The following is a 25,378-nucleotide window of genomic DNA, read 5'->3' on the forward strand; positions in this document are numbered from 1 at the left end:
GGGTTTGGGGGGTGCGCGCTCATGAGTAGCGGCGCCCTGTGTACCGCCGTGGCCGGGGAGGTGAACCTCCGGCGCACGGGCGGTATGGAGCAGCCCATGCGCCGGCCAATGTTGTGCCGACGCGGATCCCGTGCGGTCAGCCGGCCACCGCCCGCGCCGCGCTCAGGCGCCCGTCGGCCATGGTCACCACGGCGTCCATCCGCTCCAGGTGGGCGCGGTCGTGGGTGACCAGGACGGTGGCTGTGCCCCGGTCGCGGGTGAGGGTGAGCAGGAGGTCGAGTATCGCGGCGCCCCGCTCGTGGTCGAGGGCGCTGGTGGGCTCGTCCACCAGGAGCACGGCGGGCTCGTTCATGAGGGCGCGGGCGATATTGACGCGCTGGCGCTGGCCGCCGGAGAGCTGGTGCGGACGGCGGTGGGCCTGGTCGGTGAGGCCGACGGCGGCCAGGAGTTCCAGGGCGCGGGCCCGTACCTCGCGGGGACGTCGGCCCGCGAGATGGGCCATCACCTGGAGCTGCTCGGCGGCCGTGAGCGAGGGCAGCAGGTTGGGCTGCTGGAAGACGATGCCGATGGAGTCGCGACGGAGCGCCGCCTTCTCGGCGGGCCCGAGCGCGCCGGTGTCGGCCCCGGCCACGACGACGCGTCCGCTGTCCGGGGTGACCAGAGTCGCGGCGACCGCGAGCAGGCTGGACTTGCCGGATCCGGACGGGCCGACGCAGGCCGTCACCGTACCGGCGTCGACCGACAGCGAGACCGCGTCCAGGGCGGTGAGGCGGCCTTCGCCGTCGGGGTAGGTCAGCGTGATGTCGTCGAGAAGCAGGGTCGAGGCAGTCATCGGGCACTCCCGAGCGCGGTCAGCGGGTCGACGGCGGTGATGCGCCGGATGGACAGGGCGGCGCCGATCACGCCGAGGACGATCAGGACGGCGGCAGGACCGAGCGTCGTGGTGGGATCGAGCACGAACGGCACGGCACCGCCCACGAGCCCCCCGGCGAGCGAGGCGAGCCCGGTGCCGACGAGCGTGCCGACCGTCAACATCACGACCGCCTGGCCGAGCGCGTCCTTGAGGAGGTAGGGCGTCGAGGCCCCGAGCGCCTTCAGTACGGCGATGTCGCCGCTGCGCTGGATCGTCCACACGGTGAAGAAGGCGCCGACGACCAGCGCCGAGATGACGAAGAGGAAGCCGCGCATCAGCTGGAGCGAGCCGTTCTCGGCCTGGTACGAGGGCAGCGCCGAGAGCGCGTCGGACAGCGTCAGGCTCTTCGTGGCGAGCTCCTTGTCGGTGGCCGCGAGGTCCGCGCCGCCGTCGAGGGTGAGCGCGACGACGGTGGCGGGCGCGTCGTCGGCGAGCGCCGTCCAGGCGACGGGGGTGTGGCTGTAGGAGTCCTCGCCCGCCACCGCCGACACGGTCAGTGCCTTGCCGCCCAGCGTCACGGTGTCGCCCGCCTTCGCGTCCAGGTCCTTGGCCGCGCCCCGGGAGAGGACGACGGATCCGGCGCGTACCGCGGCCGGGGCCAGGTCCGAGCCGGGCGGCACCGCGAACGACGACACCGCGGCCGTGCGCTCCCCCGCCTTCGCGTTCAGCGTCGAGACGCCGATCGGCTGGGCCTTCTTCACCCCGGGCGCCTGCCGCCACTTGTGCCAAATGCCGCTCGGAACAACGGAGTTGGTGAAGGACACCGACTGTCCGGAGGGCGGCGCGGCGAAGGCGAGCCGGTCGGCGGGCAGGGCGCTGACGGCCGAGGTGTTGTCCCTGGCAAGGCCGGCGGTCAGCCCGGAAAGCAGCCCCACCAGCAAGGTGATCAGCACCACGACGGTACCCATCAGTGCGAACCGGCCCTTGGCGAACCGGAGGTCTCTCCATGCGACGAACATGGGGCCAAGCCTTCCGGCCCGGCCCCTCCGCCACATCGCGCGCGGGCATGCGTCCCCGTATCGAAGGATGCATCCGCAGATCAAACTTTCGGTTGACCGGGGCCGCCCGACCGGCCCGTACGCTGGAAGTCCTATGGATTCCGCCCGCCCCCAGGCACGCCCCCACACCCCCGTCGCCGCCCTGCTGCGCCTGTGTCTGCACGCGCTGCTCGGCGGGCTGCTCGCGCTCGCCGCGGTACGGTCCTTCGGCGACGGCGCGCCGCACGCGGGGGTCGTCCTCGCGGCGGTCGTCCTGATGGCGGCGGTGTACGCGGCGGGCGTCGCCCTGCCCGCGGTACGGCCCGGGACCTCGGCTGCCGCGGTGTGGCTCGGGGCGCTCGGCGCGTCCTGGCTGGCGCTGCTCGTCCTCTCCCCCGAGGCGCTGTGGGCCGCCTTCCCGCTCTACTTCCTGCTGCTGCATCTGCTGCCGCTGCGCTGGGCGCTGCCCGCGGTGCTGGCCACGGCGGGCGCGGCCATCGCGAGTTTCCTGCTGCACGGGCAGCCGATCACGCCGGGCGCCTTCATCGGACCGCTGATCGGGGCGGCGGTCGCCGTCGCGACCGTGCTCGGGTACGACGCGCTGTACCGCGAGAGCGAGCGGCGCCGCGAGCTCATCGACGAGCTGGTGGCGACGCGGGCCGAACTCGCGGAGGCCGAGCGGACGGCCGGCACCCTTGCCGAGCGGGAGCGCCTGGCCCGCGAGATCCACGACACGCTGGCCCAGGGCCTCTCCTCGATCCAGCTGCTGCTGCGCGCCGCCGAGCGCGCGCTGCCCGCCGGTGATCCGGCCCGCGAACACGTGGAGCAGGCCCGCCGCGCGGCCCAGGACAACCTGGCCGAGGCCCGCCGGTTCGTGAAGGCGCTCACCCCGCCGGACCTGGAGCACGGCTCGCTGTCCGGCGCCCTTGAGCGGCTGTGCGCGGCGGCGCCGGGCCCGGCCGTGCAGTTCGGCGTGAGCGGCACCCCGGTCGAGCTGCCGACGCCGTACGAGGTGGCGCTGCTGCGCATCGCGCAGTCGGCGCTCGCCAACACCGTGCAGCACGCGGGTGCCGACCGGGCCGAGATCACACTCAGTTTCATGGACACCTCGGTGGCCCTGGACGTCGTCGACGACGGGCGCGGGTTCGACCCGGCGAAGCGGCGGCCGAAGGAGGAGACCAGCGGCTTCGGGCTCCCCGCGATGCGCTCGCGCGCCCAGTCGCTCGGCGGCACGCTGAGCGTGGAGTCGGCGCCGGGTCAGGGCACGGCCGTCGCGATCACGCTGCCGCTGCCCGTGGCGGGTGCCCGGTGAACGCGGCGCCCATCCGGCTCCTGCTGGCCGACGACCACCCCATCGTGCGGGCCGGGCTGCGCGCGGTCCTCGACACCGAGCCGGACTTCACGGTGGCCGGCGAGGCCGCCACCGCCGAGCGCGCGGTGGAGCTCGCCGCTTCCGGCGCCTTCGACGTGGTCCTGATGGACCTCCAGTTCGGGGCCGGGATGCACGGCGCCGAAGCGACCGCGAAGATCACGGCGCGGCCGGGCGCCCCGCGTGTCCTCGTGCTCACGACGTACGACACGGACGCGGACATCCTCGCGGCGGTGGAGGCGGGCGCTGCGGGCTATCTCCTGAAGGACGCCCCGCCCGAGGAGCTGGCGGCGGCGGTGCGCACGGCGGCCTCGGGCCAGTCGGCGCTCGCCCCCGCCGTGGCCCATCGCCTGATGGACCGGATGCGCACACCCGCCGAGGCACTGACCCGGCGCGAGCTGGAGGTGTTGCAGCTGGTCGGCGACGGCCTGTCCAACCAGCAGATCAGCAAGCAACTGTTCCTCAGCCAGGCCACCGTCAAGTCCCATCTGGTCCATATCTACGCCAAGTTGGGAGTGGACTCGCGCACGGCGGCGGTCGCCGCCGCGAGCGCGCGCCGCCTGATCCGCCAGCCGGGCTGAGTACGCCCGCCCCAGGAGAACCGCTGAACGGAATCCGCCGGGCGCGGCGCGGGTGGGGGCCGGACCGTCCCCCGCACGGCCCGGCCCCCGGTCACTTCGCCCGCCCCCCGCGCAGCCGCAGCACGCGGAACCAGTCGAGGGAGATCCCTCTCGGGCCGTCCTCACGACGCCGCTGCATCCGCCGCTCGAACCGGTCCGTGACCGCCACATCGCGTTCCATGACCACTCCCCCTCCTCGGCCCCTTCATCCAGGCCAATGCGCTGACAGGACGAGAGTCTGTACGCTGATTGGCCTGGACGGCAGGGCCAATTCACGGAGGTTGGTATGGCAGGAATGCGGGTGGTCCGGTCCGTGGACACCGTGAGCGGTACCGCGCGCACGCTCGGCAGCCGCCAGCTCGCCGCCCAGGTCACCGCCCTCACCGGCCCGCGCCCCGGCTACCGGCCCCTCGCCCAGGGGGTGCGCACCCTGCTGCTCGACGGCCGCATCCCGCTGCACACGCGGCTGCCGGCCGAGCGCGAGCTGGCCACCGCCCTCCAGGTCAGCCGGGCCACCATCACGGCCGCGTACGACCTGCTGCGCGAGGGCGGGTACGCGCTGAGCCGACGCGGTTCGGGCACCTGGACCGAGCTTCCCGAGGGCGAGGCCCCGGCCAATGTGGCCCGGTACCAGGCGCCCGACGGCGTCATCGACCTGGCGATGGCCGCGCCGAGCGCCCCGGCCGCCGAGCTGGCCGCCGCGTTCGAGCTGGCCGGGCCCGCATTGGCCTGCCACGCCGCCACCAACGGCTACCACCCGCTCGGCCTGCCCGAGCTGCGTGCCGCCGTCGCCGACCGCTACACCCGGCGCGGTCTTCCCACCCTGCCCGAGCAGGTCCTGATCACCACCGGCGCCCAGTCCGCGGTGTCCCTGGTGGTGAACCTCCTCGGCCGCCCCGGCGACCGGGCCCTGGTCGAGAGCCCCTCGTACCCCAACGCCCTCGACGCGGTGCGCCACGCCGGGCTGCGGATCACTCCCGTACCGGTGACCGAGGACGGCTGGGACATCGAGCTCCTCGAATGCACCCTGCGCCAGACCGCGCCCCGGCTCGCCTACCTCATCCCGGACTTCCAGAACCCGACCGGCGCGCTGATGAGCACCGAGCAGCGGACCCGGCTTCTGCGCGCGGCCCGGGCGACGGGCACGTGGCTGCTCATCGACGAGACCATGGCCGAGATGGCGCTTGAGGGACCGGCACCGGCACCGTTCGTGTCACTGGCCCACCAGGGCGAGTCCGAGCAGATCGTCACGGTCGGCTCGCTCAGCAAGACCCACTGGGGCGGGTTGCGCATCGGCTGGGTGCGGGCGGGCTCCCGGCTCGTCAAGGAACTGGCCGCGCTGCGCATCCATGTGGACCTGGCGCCTTCGCTCGTCGACCAGGTGCTCGCCAAGGCGCTGCTGCCCGGCATGGACGAGGTCCTGGGCGGGCGACTGCCCGAGCTGCGCGAGCGGCGTGACGCGCTGGCCGAGTCGCTGACCCGTCATCTCCCGGAGTGGCGCTGGCAGTTGCCGGTCGGCGGGCTCAGCCTCTGGGTCGACCTCGGGCGGCCGATCGCGGGGGCGCTGGCCCAGGCGGCCCTGGCCCACGGCGTGAACATCCAGCCGGGTTCACGCTTCGCCGCCGACCCCGGCACGCACGAACACCGCCTTCGCATCCCCTTCGTCCATGAGCCGGAGCGGACGGACGAGGCGGTCCGCCGCCTGGCCATGGCCCTGGACGCGGGCCTGCCCGCGTTCACGGGCGAGCAGAACCGGCCGCACTGGGTGGCGTGAACTCGGCCTGAGTCTGGGGGAGTTCAGGCCGAGCCACCACACGAAAGCGTCCGGACGATCAGTACCGGCCCGGCGGCTCGCCGAATAACTCGACGGCTTTCCGTACGTCGGTCACCGCGCCCGCCAGCGCGCTGACCGAGCCGATCGAGCCCGCTATCAGGAGCAGCGAGCGGCGCAGCCTCGGTACCTCCGGGACGCCGCTGATGGCCATCGCGTCAAGCGCCGCCAGCTCGTCCTCGGCCACGGCCCGGTCGGGAAACTCCGCCGGATGACCGGCCAGCTCCCGGCGCAGCCGCGACACGGCTGCCCGCAACTCGCTCACCCTGGGGTCCTCACCACTGCCGGCCACGGCCCTCTGTTCCACGCCTCGCAACAAAAGTCCTCCCCCACGCACGTCTTTGTGCAGGTGTTCAGAACCCGTGCAGTGAAGGTCAACTGCCGGGATTCGCGGGCCAGTTAACGCCATCCGGTGTGTCGTGCGCCACTGCACGGACGGAATTCGACAGAAGCATTGGGTATATGTGGGGGCATGACGCAACCAATGACAAATGCCACACAGGTCACGGGACTGCTCCTCGCGGCGGGCGGCGGGCGGCGGCTCGGCGGCCGCCCCAAGGCCCTGCTCCCGCACCGCGGCCGCCCACTCGTCGAGAACGCGGTCCGGGTCCTGCGCGAGGGCGGCTGCCGCACGGTGTACGTGGTGCTCGGCGCCGCGGCCGATGAGGTGCGGGCCCGCGCGGACCTGGCGGGCTGCGCGCTGATCGACAATCCGGAGTGGGCAGAGGGCATGGGCTCCTCGCTGCGGGTGGGCCTTGAGGCGCTGACCGAGTCGGGCGGCGGGGCGCGGGCCGTCCTTGTCTCGCTCGTCGACCAGCCCGGCATCGGCGCCGAGGCGGTGGCCCGGGTGCTCGCCGCCCACCGTTCGGGCGATTCCCTGGCGGCGGCTTCGTACGACGGGAAGCGCGGCCATCCGGTGCTGTTCGGCGCGGACCGCTGGGCGGACATCGCCGCGAGCGCGACGGGCGACCGGGGCGCCCGCGCCTACCTGAAGGCCCACGAGGCGGAGATCACGCTCGTCGAGTGCGGGGACGTGGCGGAGCCGTACGACATCGACACGGAGGCGGACCTCGGCCGTCTCCAGTAGACCTGGAGTACGGGAGTACACGGGAAGACAGCCGAGAACAGCGACCCCCACCGCGACCGTCACGATCGCCGAGACCGCCGAGACCGCCAAAGACACGGAGTGAACGGGGTGGCACCCAGCGCCATGGTCTGTCGACCCGGAGAATCTCGATATCAACAAACCATTGAACTTCCACTATGAGGAAACTAGTATCCACTGTTCAGAAGCGCCCGTCAGATCAACCGGCGCCCACAGTCGTATCTCGGAGCCTTGGCACTGAGTGCCATTTATGGCGACCCGGCGGCCGTCAGGGCACCGCCCGCGAAGGAGTGACAGCTCATGTCCGCACCAGCGCCGTCCCCGCTGGCCATCGTCGATGCCGAGCCCCTGCCCCGGCAGGACGAGGTACTCACCGACGCGGCCCTCGCCTTCGTGGCCGAGCTGCACCGGAACTTCACGGCCCGCCGTGACGAGCTCCTCACCCGCCGCCAGGACCGCCGCGCCGAGATCGCCCGGACCTCCACGCTGGACTTCCGCCCCGAGACGGCCGAGATCCGCGCCGCCGACTGGAAGGTCGCGCCGGCCCCGGCCGCGCTGAACGACCGCCGTGTGGAGATCACCGGTCCGACCGACCGCAAGATGACCATCAACGCCCTGAACTCGGGCGCCAGGGTCTGGCTCGCCGACTTCGAGGACGCCTCTGCCCCCACCTGGGAGAACGTCGTCCTCGGCCAGCTCAACCTGATCGACGCGTACGAGCGCCGCATCGACTTCACCGACGCCAGGTCCGGCAAGTCGTACGCCCTCAAGGACGCCGACCAGCTCGCGACCGTGGTCATGCGCCCGCGCGGCTGGCACCTGGAGGAGCGCCACCTCCAGTTCGACGGCCGCCCGGTCCCGGGCGCGCTCGTCGACTTCGGCCTGTACTTCTTCCACAACGCGCAGCGCCTGATCGACCTCGGCAAGGGCCCGTACTTCTACCTCCCGAAGACGGAGTCGTACCTGGAGGCCCGCCTCTGGAACGACATCTTCGTCTTCGCGCAGGACTACGTGGGCATCCCGCAGGGCACCGTCCGCGCCACGGTCCTGATCGAGACGATCACGGCCGCGTACGAGATGGAAGAGATCCTGTACGAACTCCGCGACCACGCCGCCGGGTTGAACGCGGGCCGCTGGGACTACCTCTTCTCCATCGTGAAGAACTTCCGCGACGGCGGTGCGAAGTTCGTCCTGCCGGACCGCAACGCGGTGACGATGACGGCCCCCTTCATGCGTGCGTACACCGAGCTCCTGGTGCGCACCTGCCACAAGCGCGGCGCGCACGCGATCGGCGGCATGGCCGCGTTCATCCCCTCGCGCCGGGACGCCGAGGTGAACAAGGTCGCCTTCGAGAAGGTCAAGGCCGACAAGGACCGCGAGGCGGGCGACGGCTTCGACGGCTCCTGGGTGGCCCACCCCGACCTGGTCCCGATCGCGATGGCCTCCTTCGACGCGGTGCTCGGCGACAAGCCGAACCAGAAGGACCGGCTGCGCGAGGACGTCTCGGTGGCCCCCGGCGACCTGATCGCCATCGACTCCCTCGACGCCAAGCCCACGTACAACGGCCTGGTCTCCGCCGTCCAGGTCGGCATCCGCTACATCGAGGCATGGCTGCGCGGCCTCGGTGCGGTCGCCATCTTCAACCTCATGGAGGACGCGGCCACCGCCGAGATCTCGCGCTCGCAGATCTGGCAGTGGATCAACGCCGGTGTGGTCTTCGAGAACGGTGAGAAGGCCACGGCCGAGCTCGCCCGCAAGGTCGCGGCCGAGGAACTCGCCGCGATCCGCGCGGAGATCGGCGAGGAGGCCTTCGCGGCCGGCAAGTGGCAGCAGGCCCACGACCTCCTCCTGAAGGTCAGCCTGGACGCCGACTACGCCGACTTCCTGACCCTCCCGGCCTACGACCAACTGGTCGGCTGATCCCGGCAGTCACCTCTTCGGCTCCGCCCCCGGTACCGCACAGCACCGGGGGCGGAGCCGCATCCCGTGATCGCTCGGGCGCCCCCTCCTGCGCGGCCCGCCCGTTGCTGCGAGAATCCGGCGGGGGCGTTCGCCGGGTCGGAGCCCGGCACCCTGTCTGACGAGGACTGCGAGGGCGTTGGGGATGCGTGGAGGGCGAGTCGCCATTGTGGGCGGGAGCGTCGCGGGGTGTGCCGCGGCACTGGCCGCGCACCGCGGTGGCGCCGAGGGGATCACGGTGTACGAGCGGGCCGCGGGGCAACTGGCCGACCGCGGGGTGGGGCTCGCGATGCACAACGACCGCTATGCCGAACTGGAGGCCGCCGGGTACGTGGACGCAGGGATGCCGTGGATCCAACTGAGCAGGCGGGCTTGGTACGTTCGCGACGGCGGGGCCCCGCTGGGCCGCCGCGTCGGGACCATGCCCTTCCCGTTCCGCACGTACAACTGGGGACCGCTCTGGCGCGAACTGCGCACGCGGATACCCGAGTCGGTGGAGTTCCGCGCGGGTACGGCGATCGAGCGGCTCCACGTCATGTCCGATCACGTCGAGTTGAGCACGGCCGACGGAGATCGTGAGCGGTTCGACTTCGTCGTGGGCGCCGACGGCTACCGCTCGGTGGTCCGCACCGCCGCCCATCCCGAGGTGCGGCCCCGGTACGCGGGCTATCTCGCCTGGCGCGGCGCCTTCCCCGTCGAGCGGCTCCCCGATCCCGGGCTCTGGCCGGTGGAGGACTGCGTGTACGCCGTCTTCCCGGGCGGGCACGCGATCATCTACCGCATCCCGGACGGCCGGGGCGGCCACCGCGTCAACTGGGTGCTGTATGCGGCGCCGCCGGCCGGCCACGGGCTGCCCCTCGACTCCCCCACCAGTCTGCCGCCCGGCACCCTCACCGACGAGCTGCGCGCCTGCGCCCTGGAGATGGCTGACACCCAACTCGCGCCGTACTGGGGCCAGTTGATGCATCTGACGGCGCCCGAGGAACTCTTCATCCAGCCGATGTACGACTTCACCGCGCCGCGCTACGCGGTCGGCCGGCTCGCCCTGGCCGGGGATGCCGCCACGGTGGCCCGGCCGCACACCGGCGGCGGCGCGGTGAAGGCGCTCCAGGACGCGACCGCCCTGGGGTCGGCGCTGGCATCGGCCGGGAGCTGGCCCGAGGCACTGGCCGCCTACGACACCAGGCGGTCCGAGGTCGGGCGCAGCATGGTCGACCTCGGCCGCCGCCTGGGCCTCGGACTCGTACAGGAGAGCCCCGACTGGAGCACGATGGACCAGAGCGGTCTGGAGAAGTGGTGGCAACAGGCGGACGGATCAAGCGCGTTCGGCGGCCGGAAGCTGTCCTGACAGCCCGGGGCGAACACGCACGGCTGCGCGGGCGACGGCCACGCAATGGTCCTTCCCTCATTCGTGGCGCGGTCGGCGATGAGTTCTCGGTCTCCGTACCGTCTCCGTTGTATGAGCAGTGAGACGAACGCCCAAGCGCCCCTTCCCGACCTCGGTCCCGCGGCGGCCGAGCTGACGCGCCTCCTCGAAGGCGTACGCGACGATCAGCTGGAGGGCCCGACACCCTGCCCCCAGTACGCGCTGCGGGACCTCCTCTCCCACATCGCGGGCCTCAGCGTCGCCTTCCAGGATGCCGCGCACAAGGAGTTCGGCCCGTCGACCAGCACCGCCCCTGGCAGTGTGCCGCCGCCCGAACTGCCCGCCGACTGGCGCAAGTCCATGCCCGAGAACCTGGCCGCCCTGGCCGACGCCTGGCGGGACCCGGCGGCCTGGGAGGGCGACACGCAGGCGGGCGGCGTCACGTTCCCCGCGGCGATCGCGGGCCGCGTCGCCCTCGACGAGCTCGTCGTCCACGGCTGGGACGTGGCGCGGGCCACCGGTCAGACGTTCCGGCCCGCCCCGGCCGACCTGGAGGTTTCCTATGCGCTCCTCGCCCCGTCGAAGGACGACCCGGCCGCGCGGGGCACGGCGTTCGGGCCGGTCGTCGACGTGCCGGAGGAGGCGCCGATGCTGGAGCGCCTGATCGGCATGAGCGGACGGGACCCGGGCTGGGCCCGCTGAGCGCTCCGCCGGGTGCGGCTACCGGCTGTAAGACCCCGGTACCTACCAGTGCGCGGGCCTCGTCAGCGACGGCGGGAGCTTGGTGGTCGCATCGCCCTTGGCCGCGTTCAGCTGGGCCTGGGTGAGGAAGAACGCCTCGGTCAGGTCGGCGCCGGACAGCCGCGCGTCGCGGAAGTCCGCGCCGATCAGGTCCGCGTGGCGCAGGTCGGCGCCACGCAGGTCCGCGGCGATCAGGAAGGCGCCGCGCAGGTTCGCGCCCCGCAGGTCGGCACCCTTCAGCTTGGCGCCCATGAGGTCGGCACCGCGGCGGTCCTTCTTCTTGCCCTTGAAATCGGCCCTGACCAGCTCGCTCGCCCGCAGGAGCAGCTTGTTGACCTGGTCGCGGTGGGCGGGCACGTCCACGTCCGCGAGGGCCTCGGGGGCCAGGTCCGTGAAACGCTCGGTCTCCTTGAGGGCCGCGCGCAGCTCGGCGTGGACGGGCCGCGCCTTCGGCAGGGCGAGCGCTTCGGTGACGTACCAGAGCAGCTCGTGGAGCTGGCGCATCACCGGGAAGACCTCGAACATCGAGGCGGCGGTTTCCGGCGCGGCACGCCAGTCGCGGCCCTCGAAGGTCCCCTGGGAGACCTTCTGGCCGGCGCCGAAGCAGTCGTACACCGTGCAGCCCTGGAAACCGCGTCCTCGCAGGTCGCGGTGGATTCCGCAGCGGAAGTCCCGCTGGAGGTTGGGGCAGGGCTTCCCGGCCGGCTTGTTGATCGCGAAGTCGGCGGAGGCCGCGTAGGCGAGGGCGACACAGCACAGGCCGAAGCAGTTGCCGCAGTCGGAGACGAGGGTGAGGCGGGTCGCACCCGGGGCCGGGGCGGCTGCCTCGTGGTTCTCGGACAACGTGCGGGACTCCTTCTGGCTGGTGTGCTGACGTGCGGCGACGGCAGCACGCCAGTCTAGCCGCGCACCTCTCCCGCCTCGGCTCAGGGCGTCGGGACGGGCCGCCGCCCAGCGGGTTGATCTTCTCCGCGCCGCCGCCGCGGGGTGCCCCGTTCTGTCCCCCCGGGTACCCCGCCCGACCCGGTCCGGCGGCGAGGCCATGCCTTCGCTCGAAGGCGGCTCGTCGCGCCGCTTCGTGCGGGTCGGACACAGGCTCTGAGCAACTCCCCGTCCCGTACGGCGCGTTCGGCGGGCGAACGGGTGGACCCGGACGCCCCGCCACTTCAACTTCCTTGTGCCGCAGGGGTGTACGGCCGCTTCACGGCAGTGGTAGGAAAGTTTCCTAACAGAACACCGGAGCACGAACTTCCTTCTGGAGGTCCAGGTGCACACCCCCCACCGCAAGACCACCGCACGTCGTACCAAGATCGCCGTCCGCGCCCTGCTCGGCACCGCGCTCCTCGCGGTTCCGGTCACGGCGTACGCCGCCGAGAGTCCGGCCGCCTCCACAGCGGACAATGCGACGGTGAACAGTGCCGCCGCGACCGGGCTCGACGACCCGGCGAAGAAGGACATAGCCATGCAGCTCGTCTCCAGCGCGGAGAACTCCTCGCTGAACTGGAAGGCTCAGTACAAGTACATCGAGGACATCAAGGACGGGCGCGGCTACACCGCCGGCATCATCGGATTCTGTTCCGGCACCGGCGACATGCTCGACCTCGTCAAGCTCTACACGGCCCGCAATCCCGGCAACGTCCTCGCGAAGTACCTGCCGGCCCTGGAGAAGGTCAACGGGAGCGACTCGCACAAGGGGCTCGACCCGAACTTCACCAAGGACTGGAAGACCGCGGCGTCGGAGACCGCCTTCAAGGACGCCCAGAACGACGAGCGGGACCGGGTGTACTTCAACCCGGCCGTCAGGCAGGGCAAGTCCGACGGAGTCGGCACGCTCGGGCAGTTCATCTACTACGACGCCATCGTGATGCACGGCGACGGAAGCGACCCGACGAGCTTCAGTTCCATCCGCAAGAAGGCACTCGCCAAGGCGAAGCCCCCGTCGCAGGGCGGCAACGAGACGACGTACCTCAACGCGTTCCTCGACGCCCGGGTCTGGGCGATGAAGCAGGAGGAGGCACACAGCGACACCAGCCGCGTCGACACCGAGCAGCGGGTCTTCCTGAAGAAGGGCAACCTGAACCTGGACACCCCGCTCGACTGGAAGGTGTACGGCGACCCGTACCACATCGGGTAACAGCCCCCACAGGAACGGCGGGTACGGCAGCCCTTCGCTGCCGTACCCGCCGCTTTCGTCCGTTCCCCGTCGACCCGGCGGCAGAATTCGGCCGAGTTGACCGATTCTGCATTACGGAACCTTTGCGGACCGTATTCTTTCTTCACCTGATCATTACAAGCGCCTGATCGTCCGAAAGAGCCGCCGCATGCGCATATCCAGCCCCGCCGTCCGCACTCTGCTCATCTCCGGCCTGCTCGGTGCGCTCGCCTTCACCACGACCGGCTGCCAGGACGACAGCAAACCGGTGAAACCCGCGGCCGGCAGCCCGACGGCCACCCCTTCCGCGTCCCCTTCGCCGACGCCGTCCGCCGTCCCCAGCGAGAGCCCGAGCGCCACCCCGGCCTCGACGCCCGCCGCCCCGACGCCGCCGGCCCCCGAACTCCCGCCGAAGCCGAAGACGAACGGGCCCAGCCTGCCGCCCCCGATGAACGGCGGCGGGGGCGATGGCGGCGGAGGCACTGGTGGCGGGGACAGCGGCGGCGGGGACAGCGTCTACTACAAGAACTGCGCCGCCGTCCGCGCCGCCGGAGCCGCTCCCCTCCATCGCGGCGAGCCCGGCTACGCCGCCCACCTGGACCGGGACGGCGACGGCATCGCCTGCGAAAGGTAGACACTCGGCCGCCGGCTCAGTGCAGGGCGACCGCCGGTTCCGCCGTCGGCAGGTCGTCGGCTTCCGCCTCGGCCCGCTTCTTGCCGAAGTGGTTGAACGCCAGGTTGAGGACGATGGCCACCACGCACCCGGTGGAGATCCCGGAGTCGAGGACGACCAGCGCCTTGTCGGGGAAGGCGTGGTAGAAGTCCGGCTTGGCGATCGGGATCAGGCCGATGCCGACCGAGGCCGCCACGATCAGCGCGTTCTCGCCCTTCTCCAAGGCGGCCGTCGACAGGGTCTGGATGCCGCTCGCGGCGACCGAGCCGAACAGCACGATGCCCGCGCCGCCGAGCACCGGCAGCGGTACGAGGGAGATCACCGAGGCCGCGACCGGGCACAGGCCGAGGACGATGAGGATGAGGCCACCGGTCGCGACGACGAACCGGCTGCGCACCTTGGTCATCGCGACCAGCCCGATGTTCTGGGCGAAGGCGCTGGCCATGAAGCCGTTGAAGACAGTGCTGAGCACGGATCCGAGGGTGTCGGCGCGCAGGCCTGCCGCGATGGTCTCCTGGTCGGCCGGGCGCTCGACGATCTTTCCGAGGGCCAGCATGTCGGCGGTGGACTCCGTCATGCAGACCAGCATCACGATGCACATCGAGACGATCGCGGCGACGTCGAACTGCGGGGCGCCGAAGTGGAACGGCGTCGGGAAGCCGATGACGTCCGCGTTCTTGATGGCGCCCAGGCTGGTCTTGCCCATCGGGATCGCGATGACCGAACCGGCCACCAGGCCGAGCAGGATCGCGATCTGCTGCATGAAGCCGCGCAGTAGTTTGCGCAGCGCGAGCACGATGACCAAGGTGATCCCGGCGAGCGCGAGGTTGGAGAGCGAACCGTAGTCGGCGGCCTTCTCGTTGCCGCCCGAGGACCAGTTGAAGGCCACGGGGAGCAGTGAGACGCCGATCAGGGTGATGACGGTGCCGGTGACGACCGGCGGGAAGAAGCGGACGAGCTTGCCGAAGTACGGGGCGGCTATGAAGCCGAGCAGTCCGGCGACGATGATTCCGCCGAGGATGACAGGGATCGCGTTGGCGCCGTGCTCCTTGCCGATGGCGATCATCGGGGTGACCCCGGCGAACGAAACCCCGTTCACGAACGGCAACTTGGCGCCGATCCTCCAGATCCCGAGGGTCTGCAGAAGTGTGGCGAGCCCTGCGGTGAACAGGCTCGCGGCGACCAGAAAAGCGGTCTCTTTGGTGTCGAGCCCCACAGCGGGGCCGACGATCATGGGCGGGGCCACCACACCCGCGTACATCGCGGCCACATGCTGGAGGCCACTGGTGAACATTTTCAGCGGGGGGAGCGTCTCGTCGACCGGGTGCTTCTCGCCGGTCTGGGCGGGGGTGACTGCGAAATTGCGAAACCTGGGCTGTGCGGCCACGGCGGTTCCTCCGGTCGGTTACACGTCGGCGGTGGACGCGGATGTCAGGGAGGTGGTGCGGTGTGGTGCGTTGAGCAGCTGGAACAGGTGGTGCAGGGCAGTGCGGACAGCGCGGCTCGGCTGTTTGACGCGGGGGGCCATCGATCGGTTTGCGGGTGGGGCCGAACGGTGTGGGGTGGCCGGGTCATTACGGTGGCGCCGAACGGTCGCGGGGTGGGACCGAACGATTCCGGGTGGTGCCGGACGGTTGCGGGTGGTGCCGGACGGTGCGGACAGCGCGTGGATCGCGCCTCCGGTACGGCTGGTGCGGTCGGCGTGGCTCGCGCCAACTGGCGGTGTACGTACGGGAATTGGCACGTTCACCGTTCCGGGGGGTGCGTACGTCCTTGTAGTACGCACCCCCCGGCCCAGCTGCCGCGCACCCCGCTCGGGTGCACGGCGACCGGCCGAGGGCCGTCCCCCTCGGCCGGACTCCTTGGGGTCAGGCCTGCGCGGCGATCCGGGCGAGGCGCTGGGCCTCTTCGCGGGTCGCGACCGCGATGGCGTCCTCGTCAACCGTGGTGAGACGGCTGTTCTCGACGATCTGCTTGCCGTTCACGAACGAGGCGGTGACCGGGGCCGCGGCGCCGAAGACGAGGGCGGTGACCGGGTCGGCGATGGAGGCGTGGGCCAGGGTGTCCAGCTTCCACAGCACGAAGTCGGCGAGCTTGCCGGCTTCGAGGGAGCCGATCTGGTCGGCGCGGCCGAGCACCTGGGCGCCGCCGTAGGTGCCGAGGCGCAGCGCTTGGCGGGCGTTGAGCGCGGCCTCGCGGTGCTGGGCGTTGAGGCGGTTGATGAGGAGCGCGTTGCGCAGCTCGGTGTGCAGCTCGCCCGACTCGTTCGACGCGGTGCCGTCGACGCCGAGGCCGACCGGGACGCCCGCCTTCAGCATGTCCGGGACGCGGGCGATGCCCGCGGCCAGGCGCGCGTTGGACGACGGGCAGTGGGCCACGCCCGTCCCGGTGCGGGCGAAGGCGGCGATGTCGGAGTCGTTCATGTGGACGCAGTGCGCCATCCACACGTCGCTGCCGAGCCAGCCGGTCGACTCGAAGTAGTCGGTCGGGCCCATGCCGAACAGCTCCTTGCAGAACTGCTCCTCCTCCACGGTCTCCGAGCCGTGGGTGTGCAGCCGTACACCCTTGGCGCGGGCCAGCTCGGCGCCCTGCTTCATGAGTTCGGTGGAGACCGAGAACGGCGAGCAGGGGGCGACGGCGACCTGGGTCATCGAGCCGAAGGAGGCGTCGTGGAAGCGGTCGACGGTCTCGGCGGTCGCGGCGAGCGCGCCTTCGAGGGTCTCGACGGCGAAGTCCGGCGGCAGGCCGCCGTCCTTCTCGCTGCGGTCCATGGAGCCGCGGGCCAGGGTGAAGCGCACGCCCATCTCGGAGGCCGCGCCGATGATCGCGCCGGACAGGTCGCCCGAGTTCCGCGGGTAGACGTAGTGGTGGTCCATCGCGGTGGTGACACCGCCGCGGGCCATCATCGCGAGCGAGCCCTGGGCGGCGACGCGCCCCATCTGCTCGTCGATGCGCGCCCACGTCGGGTAGAGGGCGACCAGCCAGTTGAAGAGGTTGTGGTCGGTGGCCAGACCACGCGTGATCCACTGGTAGAAGTGGTGGTGCGTGTTGATCAGGCCGGGGGTGACCAGGTGGCCGGTGCCGTCGATGCGACGGACCACGTTCTCCAGGCCCTTCGGGGCCTGACCGGCTCCGATCGACTCGATCTTGTTGTCGGCGACGACGAGGTACCCGGAGGCGTACTCGGTGTCGTTCGCGTCCACGGTGGCGATCGCACAGTTCTCGATGACGATGCGCTGGGGGGCTGCCGAAGGTGCCATGGTGCGTCCTTCTTGGTTCAGTGGCGGCTGTTTGGGCACGGCAGGACCCTACGAGGATTTGAGTGCCGGGGCGGCGACGCTGCTCCGGGTGCCGAGATGGTGGAAGAAAAGGTTGAGCAGGACCGCGGTGAGCGCTCCCGCGCTGATGCCGGACCCGAGCACGGTCTGTGCCCAGGCGGGGAATCCGGCGTAGAAGGTGGGCGCGGCGAGCGGGATGATGCCCGCCCCGAGCGCCACGGCCACCAGGATGATGTTGGAGCTGTCGTCGAGCCCGGCCTCGGAGAGGGTACGGATACCGCTCACCGCGATGGAGCCGAACAGGACGATTCCGGCGCCGCCGAGGACGGGCATCGGGACGAGCGAGACGACCGCGCCGAGCACCGGGAAGGCGCCGAGCACGAGCAGGGCCCCGCCCGCGACGGCGACAACGTACCTGCTGCGTACGCGAGTCAGTGAGACGACGCCCACGTTCTGGGCGAACGCGCTGGTCGGGAAGCCGCCGAAGACCGGGCCGAGCAGGGTCGCGAGGCCGTCGGTGCGCAGGCCGCGGGCGATGGTGCGCCCGTCGGTGCGGCGTTCGCAGATCTCGCCGATGGCCAGCATGCCTGCGCTGGACTCGGTCATCAGGACCAGCATCACGATGCACAGGGACAGCACGGCCGCGGGGTGGAACTCGGGGGCGCCGAAGGCGAAGGGCGTCGGCAGCGCCGCGACGGGCGCGGACTTCAGAGCCGAGAAGTTGGCCATCCCGAAGGGGATCGCGGCGAGCGTGCCGATCAACAGGCCGAGCAGCAGGGCGACTTGGCGCAGGAAGCCGCGGCCGAAGCGCTGGAAGAGCAGGATCACGACGAGCGTGAAGGCGGCGAGCGCCAGGTGGTTCATGGACCCGAAGTCGGCGGCGTTCTTGTCGCCGCCCTGGGCCCAGGACACGGGGACGGGCATCAGCGTGACGCCGATGAGCGTGATCACGACACCGGTCACCAGCGGCGGGAAGAAACGCAGCAGCCGGCCGAAGAAGGGCCCCACCAGGAGGCAGAAGACACCGGCGACCATCACCGCGCCGTAGATCGCGGGGAGTTGATGGCCCTTGGCGCTGGTTTCGGCGATCGCGAGCATGGGCGCGATGCCGGCCGACGAGGCGGCGTTGACGAACGGGAGCCGGTTGCCGGCGAAGTTCGCGACGCCGAGGGTCTGCAGGACGGTGGCGAGCCCGGCGATGAGCAGGCTGGCCGCGATCAGACGGGTCTGTCCCGCGGTGTCCAGGCCGACGGCCTGGCCGATGATGAGCGGAGGGGTGACGACGCCCGCGTACATGGCGGCGATGTGCTGGAGCGCGGCGGGGACGAGCCGCGCGGCGGGAAGCTTTTCGTCCACCGGGTGCACGGCACCTTCAGGTGGGTTGGTACATGGGCCGTCGGCTGTTGCCGGCCCAACTGCGGGCTGTGCCATGGGGATTCCCTCCGGTCTGGCCGGCCCCCGCCCTGCTGCGGGCGGGCGGGGGCGGGCTCAGTGCCGCGTCAGAGGTTGGTCATGTCGACCGGGATCTGCGGCTCGACGCCGTCGCGCAGGACGGTCGCCTCGATCAGACCGTACGGACGGTCCGCCGCGAAGTAGACCTCGTTGTCGTTCTTGAGCCCGAACGGTTCGAGGTCCACCAGGAAGTGGTGCTTGTTCGGCAGCGAGAAGCGAACCTCGTCGATCTCGGACCGGTTGTTGATGATGCGCGAACCCATCTGGTACAGGGTCTGCTGCAGCGAGAGCGAGTACGTCTCGGCGAAGGCCTGCAGCATGTGCTTGCGCACCTGCTCGTAGGACTTCTCCCAGTTCGGCGCCTTCTGCTCGTCGTCGCTCCAGCTGAACCGCCAGCGGGCCGAGACCTGCGTCGCCAGGATGCGGTCGTACGCCTCCTGGAGCGTCGTGTACTTGTCCTTGACGTAACCCCAGAACTCGGAGTTCGTCGAGTTCATCACGACGAGGTCCTTGAGGCCCGAGATGACCTCCCACTTCTCACCGTCGTAGGTGATCTGGGTGACCCGGGTCTCCTGGCCCTTGCGGACGAAGGAGTGCTTGACGTCGTCGGAGCCGATGAACTTCGAGTTGGCGTCGGAGGTCTCGATGCGCTCCCACGAGTACTCCTCGATGCGGATGCGCGCGACCTTGATCGGCTCCTGCGAGGTCACGAAGTGCCGCGCGAGGTGGATGCCGAACTGCTCGGCGGACTCGATGCCGTACTCCTTGGCGAACGCGTACACCGTGTTCTTGGTGGTGTCGGTCGGGAGCACGTTGGCGTTCGAGCCGGAGTAGTGCACGTCCTCCATGTCGCCGGACAGGGCGACGGAGACGTTGAGGTCCTTGATGTGGTGCGTGTCGCCGTCCCGCGTGATCTTGACGACGCGGTTCTCTGCTTTGCCGTACTGGTTCTGGCCGAGAATCGTGGGCATGTCTGCTAGCTCCCTCGGTAAACGGAGTAGCCGAACGGGTTGAGCAGCAGCGGTACGTGATAGTGCTCGCCCGGGGTGACGGCGAAAGTGATCGCCACCTCCGGGAAGAACGCACCGCTGTCCCTTACGCGGGGGGCGTCCTGCTGCGCCTCGGCTTGCTTCTTGGAGAAGTAGGACTCGACCTCGAAGTCGAGTCGTACGTGGGTGGTGCCTTCCGGCAGGGCCGGCAGGTCCTTGCAGCGCCCGTCCGCGTCGGTCGCGGAGCCGCCGAGCGTGACCCACTCGGCGTCGGAGCCCGAGCGGGCCGCGAGCGAGATGGCCACGCCCTCGGCGGGGCGTCCGATGCTGGTGTCCAGGATGTGCGTGGACACCGAGGCGGTGGTGGCGGTGCTCATCAGTCCTTGTCCTCTTCTACGAGACGGGTCAGCCGGATTCGGTTGATCTTCCCGAGTTCGGTGCGCACGATCTCGCGCTCCTCCTCGGCGGTGTTGCCGATCCGGGTCTTCACCGCGTCGCGCATCTGCTCACCGGTGGCACCGGTGGCGCAGATCAGGAAGACATGGCCGAACTTCTCCTGGTAGGCCAGGTTCAGTTCGAGCAGCTCGGCCTTGAGGGCCTCGGAGGCCCCGGCCATTCCGCGCTGTTCACGTGCGGAGGTGGGGTCACCGGGCTTCGGCCGGCCGATCGGCGGGTGCCCTGCCATCGCCTCTTCGAGGTCCTTCACGGTCAGCTCGGCCAGAGCGGCGTCGCTGGCGGTGAAGAGGTCCTCGGCGGTGGCGTACGGGCGCTGGGCGAGCAGCTTGCTCCCCCACGCCGAACTGGCGCACACCTCGTGGAGCGCGGCGAGCGCCGCGTCATCCTGTGAGGTGTTGAACCGGGCGAGGCCCGGCGTCGAAGTCGTAGTCACGGCGGCCTCCGTGGCCTTGGTGCTGAACGGGCTGCGGATAGCTAACGCTCTCCGAAACATCCCGTCAACACTTTGTTGAAAACTTCGGGTTACAAAAACCGCCGCCCGGTGTCCGGACGGCGGTTCGTTGCGCGGGGGGTGCCTGAACAGGCACCGAGCGTGCTCGCTCAGTCATCCTTGGCGGTGTTTTCCCTGTTCAGGTAGTTGTACACGGTGAACCGGCTGACCCCGAGGGCCGAGGCGACCGTCTCCACGCCGTGTCGCACCGAGAAGGCGCCGCGCGCCTCCAGGGTCCGTACGGCGGACTGCTTGGCCTTGCGGTCCAGGGATGCGAGCGGCATTCCGTGGCGGCGTTCCATGGCGGCCAGGATGTGATCCAGGGAGTCGGAGAGCTGGGGCAGCCGCACGGCCACCACGTCCTCGCCCTCCCAGGCGAGCACCACGTCGTCGGGCAGGGCGTGGGCGGGCGGCAATATCTCCGCGCCCATGGCGTCGACGAGCGGCTTGACCGCCTGGATCAGGGGGTGGTCCGCGGGTTCGGTCACTTCTCGCCCTCCCCGATCACGTTGACCTGGAGCGAGACGCGGGTGGCGCCCGCCGCCAGGGTCTTGCGCAGCAGCGCGTCCACCGCGGTGAGCACCTCGTCGGCGCCGCCCTCCGCGGTATTGCCGAAGGGGCCGACGTCGACCGCGTCGAGCCGGGCCGCCTGGATGACGTCGCGGGCGACCACGGCATGCGGGGGCGCCTCGTCGAGGTCGAAGGGCTCGGTCGTGAACTCCACTCTCAATCGCACGCGCTCAACCTACTGCGAGGTCGACGAAAACCGGGAGGCCCTCTTGACAAGCTCGCCGGTCCCCCTGCAACCTTCCATCAAGCAGAAAACAACTTCCGCAATACGGAAGGAGCGCACACCCCTCATGGGATACCCGAACCAGCGCTTCGATGTGAACCTCTCGATCCTCTTCACGGAACTCCCGCTCCTGGAGCGTCCCGCGGCCGCGGCCGCGGCGGGCTTCACGGCGGTCGAGCTGTGGTGGCCCTGGATCGAGACCCCCACCCCCGAGCAGGCCGAGCTCGACGCCCTCAAGAAGGCGCTCGACGACGCCGGCACCCAGTTGGTGGGCCTCAACTTCTACGCCGGCGCCCTGCCGGGCCCGGACCGCGGCGCGCTGTCGATTCCCGGTGAGGAGTCGGACCGCTTCCGCGCCAACATCGACGTGGCGGCCGACTTCGCCGCCTCGGTCGGCTGCAAGGCGCTCAACGCGCTCTACGGCAACCGCGTCGAGGGCGCCGACCCGCAGGTGCAGGACACCCTCGCCCTGGAGAACCTCGTCCTGGCGGCCCGCGCGGCCGACCGGGTCGGCGCGGTCCTCCTGGTGGAGACCCTGAACAAGCCGGAGTCGCCGCTCTACCCGCTGGTGAGCGCCCCCGCCGCCATCGAGGTCATCGACAAGGTGAACGCCGCGACGGGCCTTGGCAACGCCAAGTTCCTGCTCGACATCTACCACCTGTCGATGAACGGCGAGAACGTCTCCGAGGTCATCGAGGCGTACGCCGACAAGACCGGCCACGTGCAGATCGCCGACAACCCGGGCCGTGGCGCGCCGGGCACCGGCTCGCTGCCCCTTGAGGAGCTGCTCGACCAGCTGGGGAAGGCCGGCTACGACGGCTGGGTGGGCCTTGAGTACAAGGCCGCCGACGCCGCCGCCTCCTTCGAGTGGCTCCCCGCCGAGGCCCGCGCCGCGCGCTGAGGCACACCCACCGGGCCTCAACTTCTTGACGTACCAAAGCTTTTAGGAAGGCAGCACCCTCATGAGCAACCTCGCCGACAGCTCCCTCCCGACCCGCCCTGCGATCGCATGGGTCGGCCTCGGCATCATGGGCTCCCCCATGTCCGAGAACCTGATCAAGGCCGGTTACTCGGTCACCGGCTTCACCCTGGAGCAGGACAAGCTGGACCGCCTCACGGCGGCCGGCGGCACGGCGGCCGGCTCCATCGCCGAGGCCGTCAAGGACGCCGACGTGATCATCACGATGGTTCCGGCGTCCCCGCAGGTGGAGGCCATCGCGTACGGTGAGGCCGGCATCCTGGCCAACGCCAGGCAGGGCGCGCTGATCGTCGACATGTCGTCGATCACCCCGCAGACCTCGGTCGACCTCGCCAAGAACGCCGCCGAGAAGGGCATCCGCGTCCTGGACGCGCCCGTCTCCGGTGGCGAGGCCGGCGCCATCGAGGCCGTCCTGTCGATCATGGTGGGTGGCGAGCAGGCCGACTTCGACGCGGCGCTGCCGATCCTTCAGGCCCTCGGCAAGACCATCGTGCTCTGCGGCCCGCACGGCTCCGGCCAGACGGTGAAGGCCGCCAACCAGCTCATCGTCGCGGTCAACATCCAGGCCTGCGCCGAGGCCGTCGTCTTCCTTGAGAAGTCCGGCGTGAACCTCACGGCCGCCCTGGACGTCCTCAACGGCGGTCTGGCCGGCTCGACGGTCCTGACCCGCAAGAAGGACAACTTCCTGAACCGGGACTTCAAGCCCGGCTTCCGGATCGACCTGCACCACAAGGACATGGGCATCGTCACCGACGCCGCCCGCAACGTGGGCGCGGCCCTTCCGGTCGGCGCGGTCGTCGCCCAGCTGGTGGCCTCGCTGCGCGCCCAGGGCGACGGCGGCCTGGACCACTCCGCCCTGCTCCGCGCCGTCGAGCGCCTCTCGGGCTCGCAGGTCTGACCCCTACCGGGTCCCCCAGATTTCCGGGCGGCGGCGGCGCTGACACCTGTCCTGTCGCGCCCAGGCGCCGCCGCCGCCCGGAAGCTCACACTTCATTTTCAACAAACTGTTGACGTTCTGTTCCGGGCGAATTTACGCTCCAGGAACCGCGGAACAGTCAGCGGTGCAGCTCCAGTACGGAAGGTCACGATGTCGAAGCGCGTGCTTACGACCGAGTCCGGCGCCCCCGTCGCCGACAACCAGAACTCCGCCACCGCCGGCGTCGGTGGCCCCATCCTGCTCCAGGACCAGCACCTCCTGGAGAAGCTCGCGCGCTTCAACCGTGAGCGCATCCCGGAGCGTGTGGTGCACGCCCGCGGCTCCGGTGCGTACGGCTACTTCGAGGTGACCGACGACGTCACCGGCTTCACCAAGGCCGATTTCCTCGGCGAGGTGGGCAAGCGCACGGAGACGTTCATCCGCTTCTCCACCGTGGCCGACTCGCTCGGCGGCGCGGACGCGGTCCGCGACCCGCGCGGCTTCGCGCTGAAGTTCTACACCGAAGAGGGCAACTACGACCTCGTAGGCAACAACACGCCCGTCTTCTTCATCAAGGACCCCATCAAGTTCCCCGACTTCATCCACTCCCAGAAGCGCGACCCGTTCACGGGCAAGCAGGAGCCGGACAACGTCTGGGACTTCTGGGCGCACGCCCCCGAGGCGACCCACCAGATCACCTGGCTGATGGGCGACCGAGGCATCCCGGCGTCGTACCGCCACATGAACGGCTACGGCTCGCACACCTACCAGTGGACGAACGCGCAGGGCGAGGCCTTCTTCGTCAAGTACCACTTCAAGACGAACCAGGGCATCCGCTGCCTGTCCTCCGACCAGGCCGCCGAGCAGGTCGGCAAGGACGCGAACAGCCACCAGACGGACCTCCTGCAGGCCATCGAGCGCGGCGTGAACCCGTCCTGGACGCTGTACGTCCAGATCATGCCCGCCGCCGAGGCCGCGGACTACCGCTTCAACCCCTTCGACCTCACCAAGGTGTGGCCGCACAGCGACTACCCGCTGCAGCGCGTGGGCCGGCTGGTCCTGGACCGCAACCCGGACAACGTGTTCCAGGAGGTCGAGCAGTCGGCCTTCTCGCCGAACAACTTCGTCCCCGGCATCGGTCCCTCGCCGGACAAGATGCTCCAGGGCCGCCTGTTCGCCTACGCGGACGCGCACCGCTACCGCCTGGGCGTCAACCACACCCAGCTGCCGGTCAACGCGCCGAAGGCGACCGAGGCCGACAACTACGGCCGAGACGGCCTGATGGCGACCCGCAACGGCCGCCGCACCGACAAGAACTACGAGCCCAACTCGTACTCGGGCCCCGCCCAGACCGACGCGGCCCTCTCGGCCCCGCTCGCGATCCACGGCTACACGGGCACGCACGCCGCCCCGGCCCACGTGAAGGACGACGACTTCTTCCAGGCGGGCGAGCTGTACCGCCTGATGTCGGACGACGAGAAGTCCCGCCTGATCGCGAACATCGCAGGCGGCCTCTCCCAGGTGTCCCGCGACGACGTCATCGAGAAGAACCTGGCCCATTTCCACGCCGCTGACGCCGAGTACGGCAAGCGCGTCGAAGAGGCGGTCCGCGCCCTGCGCGAGGACTAGGAACCCTGGTTGGTTTCAGGTAACTCACAGACCGTGCATGGAAATTGACGGGAGGTCAATTCCCTTGCACAGTCCGATCCGCCGACCCGGATGAGGGGTGGTCGGCGGATATGGACAACCCGAGGATCGCGGCGGTGTGGCGATGCCAGTGCGGTGGTGAAGGAGTGCGCGCCGCCCTTCCTGACCTGAAGGAGGGCCCCCGGCGCCCACCCCAATCGCCGCCGCCGCGATCCCGGCAACCTCCCCCCAAGAACCCCGCCCGGCGGTGCGAACGTCCTGTCGCGCCAGCCTCGTTCCGCCGGGCGGCAACAACTCCACAGCCAGGACGCTGGGTTCGGTTTACGGTCCCGAACCGAGCGTCCGATGATCAAGGCCTCACCTGCGGTTCTGGGTGGGGCCTTGGTTGTTGTGCGTACGTGGGGAACCTCACGGGAACATGATCAAGGAAGACAGCCCTATCCCCTATGGCGAGCATCCCGTGGCGGGGCTGTTGGGTGGGGGCGGGTGTGCCGACGCAGGCCTGAACGTCCAGTGCACGGGCAGCGGGCACAGTCACGTTGGTCCCGTCGGACGCAGACGCGCTGCACATCCGTGCATCAGCAGTCGGACCGCTTCCCGCGCCTCGACCAGAGTGATCAGGAGCAGGCTCGGGGCGTCCGAGTACGAACCGGTCACAGGGGAGCCGAGGTC

General features: G+C 70.5%; 25 protein-coding genes. 12 read left to right on the top strand and 13 right to left on the bottom strand.

The genetic code is table 11. From position 1 onward, the window contains the following. Positions 1–136: 136 nt before the first annotated feature. The gene (locus ACWC2B_RS10795) at positions 137–832 is read right to left on the bottom strand and encodes an ABC transporter ATP-binding protein (protein ID WP_450716126.1); all 696 of its coding nucleotides are present in this window, start codon (positions 830–832) and stop codon (positions 137–139) included. Beyond that, entirely contained in the window at positions 829–1,872 is a 1,044-nt protein-coding gene (locus ACWC2B_RS10800; RefSeq protein ID WP_450716127.1) for an ABC transporter permease, read from the bottom strand. The genes ACWC2B_RS10795 and ACWC2B_RS10800 overlap by 4 nt, the downstream gene beginning before the upstream one ends. A gap of 133 nt (positions 1,873–2,005) precedes the next feature. Between ACWC2B_RS10800 and ACWC2B_RS10805 the strand changes: the two genes are divergently transcribed. Continuing rightward, complete coding sequence (locus ACWC2B_RS10805) at positions 2,006–3,202, top strand: sensor histidine kinase (protein ID WP_450716128.1); 1,197 nt, start codon at positions 2,006–2,008, stop codon at positions 3,200–3,202. After that, positions 3,199–3,840 (top strand): response regulator, encoded by a 642-nt coding sequence (locus ACWC2B_RS10810; protein WP_450716129.1) that lies wholly within the window; start codon positions 3,199–3,201, stop codon positions 3,838–3,840. The genes ACWC2B_RS10805 and ACWC2B_RS10810 overlap by 4 nt, the downstream gene beginning before the upstream one ends. A 91-nt stretch (positions 3,841–3,931) precedes the next feature. Here ACWC2B_RS10810 and ACWC2B_RS10815 read toward each other — a convergent pair whose 3' ends face one another. Continuing rightward, positions 3,932–4,060: a hypothetical protein gene (locus ACWC2B_RS10815; protein ID WP_450716130.1), complete on the bottom strand. Its 129-nt coding sequence runs from the start codon at positions 4,058–4,060 to the stop codon at positions 3,932–3,934. Positions 4,061–4,165: 105 nt separating this feature from the next. On the opposite strand from ACWC2B_RS10815, the gene yczR reads away from it, so the two are divergent. Next, positions 4,166–5,653: a MocR-like transcription factor YczR gene (gene yczR, locus ACWC2B_RS10820; protein ID WP_450716131.1), complete on the top strand. Its 1,488-nt coding sequence runs from the start codon at positions 4,166–4,168 to the stop codon at positions 5,651–5,653. Positions 5,654–5,711: 58 nt separating this feature from the next. Here yczR and ACWC2B_RS10825 read toward each other — a convergent pair whose 3' ends face one another. Beyond that, a complete protein-coding gene (locus ACWC2B_RS10825) occupies positions 5,712–6,029 on the bottom strand; it encodes a DUF5955 family protein (protein WP_450716132.1) in 318 nt (105 codons plus the stop codon). A 165-nt stretch (positions 6,030–6,194) separates the two neighbouring features. Between ACWC2B_RS10825 and ACWC2B_RS10830 the strand changes: the two genes are divergently transcribed. From ACWC2B_RS10830 to ACWC2B_RS10845, 4 genes are all read left to right on the top strand, one after another. Continuing rightward, on the top strand, positions 6,195–6,797 hold the full coding sequence (locus tag ACWC2B_RS10830) for a nucleotidyltransferase family protein (protein ID WP_450716133.1): 603 nt from the start codon (positions 6,195–6,197) through the stop codon (positions 6,795–6,797). A gap of 318 nt (positions 6,798–7,115) precedes the next feature. Continuing rightward, entirely contained in the window at positions 7,116–8,735 is a 1,620-nt protein-coding gene (aceB, locus tag ACWC2B_RS10835; protein ID WP_450716134.1) for a malate synthase A, read from the top strand. A 184-nt stretch (positions 8,736–8,919) separates the two neighbouring features. Then, the gene (locus tag ACWC2B_RS10840; protein ID WP_450716135.1) at positions 8,920–10,122 is read left to right on the top strand and encodes an FAD-dependent monooxygenase; all 1,203 of its coding nucleotides are present in this window, start codon (positions 8,920–8,922) and stop codon (positions 10,120–10,122) included. Positions 10,123–10,233: 111 nt separating this feature from the next. After that, positions 10,234–10,842 (top strand): TIGR03086 family metal-binding protein, encoded by a 609-nt coding sequence (locus ACWC2B_RS10845; RefSeq protein ID WP_450716136.1) that lies wholly within the window; start codon positions 10,234–10,236, stop codon positions 10,840–10,842. A 42-nt stretch (positions 10,843–10,884) separates the two neighbouring features. On the opposite strand, the gene ACWC2B_RS10850 is transcribed toward ACWC2B_RS10845, so the two are convergent. Further along, positions 10,885–11,724 carry a pentapeptide repeat-containing protein gene (locus ACWC2B_RS10850; protein WP_450716137.1) on the bottom strand — a complete coding sequence of 280 codons (840 nt, stop codon included), beginning with the start codon at positions 11,722–11,724 and terminating at the stop codon, positions 10,885–10,887. A gap of 424 nt (positions 11,725–12,148) precedes the next feature. On the opposite strand from ACWC2B_RS10850, the gene ACWC2B_RS10855 reads away from it, so the two are divergent. Both ACWC2B_RS10855 and ACWC2B_RS10860 read left to right on the top strand, forming a co-directional pair. Continuing rightward, positions 12,149–13,015, top strand: coding sequence for a chitosanase (locus ACWC2B_RS10855; RefSeq protein ID WP_450716138.1), 867 nt, complete (start codon positions 12,149–12,151; stop codon positions 13,013–13,015). 187 nt (positions 13,016–13,202) lie between these two features. Then, on the top strand, positions 13,203–13,667 hold the full coding sequence (locus tag ACWC2B_RS10860) for an excalibur calcium-binding domain-containing protein (RefSeq protein WP_450716139.1): 465 nt from the start codon (positions 13,203–13,205) through the stop codon (positions 13,665–13,667). Between the two features lie 16 nt (positions 13,668–13,683). On the opposite strand, the gene ACWC2B_RS10865 is transcribed toward ACWC2B_RS10860, so the two are convergent. The 8 genes from ACWC2B_RS10865 to ACWC2B_RS10900 form a co-directional block, all read right to left on the bottom strand. Continuing rightward, entirely contained in the window at positions 13,684–15,093 is a 1,410-nt protein-coding gene (locus ACWC2B_RS10865; protein WP_450716140.1) for a nucleobase:cation symporter-2 family protein, read from the bottom strand. 481 nt (positions 15,094–15,574) lie between these two features. Continuing rightward, entirely contained in the window at positions 15,575–16,966 is a 1,392-nt protein-coding gene (locus tag ACWC2B_RS10870) for an 8-oxoguanine deaminase (RefSeq protein ID WP_450716141.1), read from the bottom strand. 48 nt (positions 16,967–17,014) lie between these two features. Beyond that, a complete protein-coding gene (locus ACWC2B_RS10875; RefSeq protein WP_450716142.1) occupies positions 17,015–18,415 on the bottom strand; it encodes a nucleobase:cation symporter-2 family protein in 1,401 nt (466 codons plus the stop codon). 68 nt (positions 18,416–18,483) lie between these two features. Next, entirely contained in the window at positions 18,484–19,407 is a 924-nt protein-coding gene (gene pucL / locus ACWC2B_RS10880) for a factor-independent urate hydroxylase (RefSeq protein ID WP_450716143.1), read from the bottom strand. A gap of 5 nt (positions 19,408–19,412) precedes the next feature. Beyond that, complete coding sequence (uraH, locus tag ACWC2B_RS10885; RefSeq protein WP_450716144.1) at positions 19,413–19,802, bottom strand: hydroxyisourate hydrolase; 390 nt, start codon at positions 19,800–19,802, stop codon at positions 19,413–19,415. After that, positions 19,802–20,314, bottom strand: coding sequence for a 2-oxo-4-hydroxy-4-carboxy-5-ureidoimidazoline decarboxylase (gene uraD, locus ACWC2B_RS10890; RefSeq protein ID WP_450716145.1), 513 nt, complete (start codon positions 20,312–20,314; stop codon positions 19,802–19,804). Before uraD ends, uraH begins: the two co-directional genes overlap by 1 nt. Positions 20,315–20,481: 167 nt before the next feature. Continuing rightward, entirely contained in the window at positions 20,482–20,859 is a 378-nt protein-coding gene (locus ACWC2B_RS10895) for a helix-turn-helix domain-containing protein (RefSeq protein WP_450716146.1), read from the bottom strand. Beyond that, a complete protein-coding gene (locus ACWC2B_RS10900) occupies positions 20,856–21,107 on the bottom strand; it encodes a hypothetical protein (protein ID WP_450716147.1) in 252 nt (83 codons plus the stop codon). The genes ACWC2B_RS10895 and ACWC2B_RS10900 overlap by 4 nt, the downstream gene beginning before the upstream one ends. Positions 21,108–21,231: 124 nt before the next feature. Here ACWC2B_RS10900 and ACWC2B_RS10905 point away from each other — a divergent pair, with 124 nt between their 5' ends. The 3 genes from ACWC2B_RS10905 to ACWC2B_RS10915 all read left to right on the top strand — a co-directional run bounded on the left by ACWC2B_RS10905 (position 21,232) and on the right by ACWC2B_RS10915 (position 24,688). Then, the gene (locus ACWC2B_RS10905; RefSeq protein WP_450716148.1) at positions 21,232–22,065 is read left to right on the top strand and encodes a TIM barrel protein; all 834 of its coding nucleotides are present in this window, start codon (positions 21,232–21,234) and stop codon (positions 22,063–22,065) included. 61 nt (positions 22,066–22,126) lie between these two features. Then, the gene (locus tag ACWC2B_RS10910; protein ID WP_450716149.1) at positions 22,127–23,041 is read left to right on the top strand and encodes a 2-hydroxy-3-oxopropionate reductase; all 915 of its coding nucleotides are present in this window, start codon (positions 22,127–22,129) and stop codon (positions 23,039–23,041) included. Positions 23,042–23,230: 189 nt separating this feature from the next. Next, the gene (locus ACWC2B_RS10915; protein ID WP_450716150.1) at positions 23,231–24,688 is read left to right on the top strand and encodes a catalase; all 1,458 of its coding nucleotides are present in this window, start codon (positions 23,231–23,233) and stop codon (positions 24,686–24,688) included. The last annotated feature ends 690 nt before the right edge of the window (positions 24,689–25,378 follow it).

The organism is Streptomyces sp. NPDC001415 (assembly GCF_053597395.1).

Bases quoted from the DNA above. Each gene is read 5' to 3' on its own strand.
- ACWC2B_RS10875 (WP_450716142.1), bottom strand. From the start codon at position 18,415: ATGGCACAGCCCGCAGTTGGGCCGGCAACAGCCGACGGCCCATGTACC.
- ACWC2B_RS10915 (WP_450716150.1), top strand. From the start codon at position 23,231: ATGTCGAAGCGCGTGCTTACGACCGAGTCCGGCGCCCCCGTCGCCGAC.
- ACWC2B_RS10870 (WP_450716141.1), bottom strand. From the start codon at position 16,966: ATGGCACCTTCGGCAGCCCCCCAGCGCATCGTCATCGAGAACTGTGCG.
- ACWC2B_RS10805 (WP_450716128.1), top strand. From the start codon at position 2,006: ATGGATTCCGCCCGCCCCCAGGCACGCCCCCACACCCCCGTCGCCGCC.
- ACWC2B_RS10815 (WP_450716130.1), bottom strand. From the start codon at position 4,060: ATGGAACGCGATGTGGCGGTCACGGACCGGTTCGAGCGGCGGATGCAG.
- ACWC2B_RS10860 (WP_450716139.1), top strand. From the start codon at position 13,203: ATGCGCATATCCAGCCCCGCCGTCCGCACTCTGCTCATCTCCGGCCTG.
- ACWC2B_RS10800 (WP_450716127.1), bottom strand. From the start codon at position 1,872: ATGTTCGTCGCATGGAGAGACCTCCGGTTCGCCAAGGGCCGGTTCGCA.
- ACWC2B_RS10840 (WP_450716135.1), top strand. From the start codon at position 8,920: ATGCGTGGAGGGCGAGTCGCCATTGTGGGCGGGAGCGTCGCGGGGTGT.
- yczR (WP_450716131.1), top strand. From the start codon at position 4,166: ATGGCAGGAATGCGGGTGGTCCGGTCCGTGGACACCGTGAGCGGTACC.
- ACWC2B_RS10910 (WP_450716149.1), top strand. From the start codon at position 22,127: ATGAGCAACCTCGCCGACAGCTCCCTCCCGACCCGCCCTGCGATCGCA.
- ACWC2B_RS10795 (WP_450716126.1), bottom strand. From the start codon at position 832: ATGACTGCCTCGACCCTGCTTCTCGACGACATCACGCTGACCTACCCC.
- ACWC2B_RS10905 (WP_450716148.1), top strand. From the start codon at position 21,232: ATGGGATACCCGAACCAGCGCTTCGATGTGAACCTCTCGATCCTCTTC.
- pucL (WP_450716143.1), bottom strand. From the start codon at position 19,407: ATGCCCACGATTCTCGGCCAGAACCAGTACGGCAAAGCAGAGAACCGC.
- ACWC2B_RS10830 (WP_450716133.1), top strand. From the start codon at position 6,195: ATGACAAATGCCACACAGGTCACGGGACTGCTCCTCGCGGCGGGCGGC.
- ACWC2B_RS10845 (WP_450716136.1), top strand. From the start codon at position 10,234: ATGAGCAGTGAGACGAACGCCCAAGCGCCCCTTCCCGACCTCGGTCCC.
- aceB (WP_450716134.1), top strand. From the start codon at position 7,116: ATGTCCGCACCAGCGCCGTCCCCGCTGGCCATCGTCGATGCCGAGCCC.
- uraH (WP_450716144.1), bottom strand. From the start codon at position 19,802: ATGAGCACCGCCACCACCGCCTCGGTGTCCACGCACATCCTGGACACC.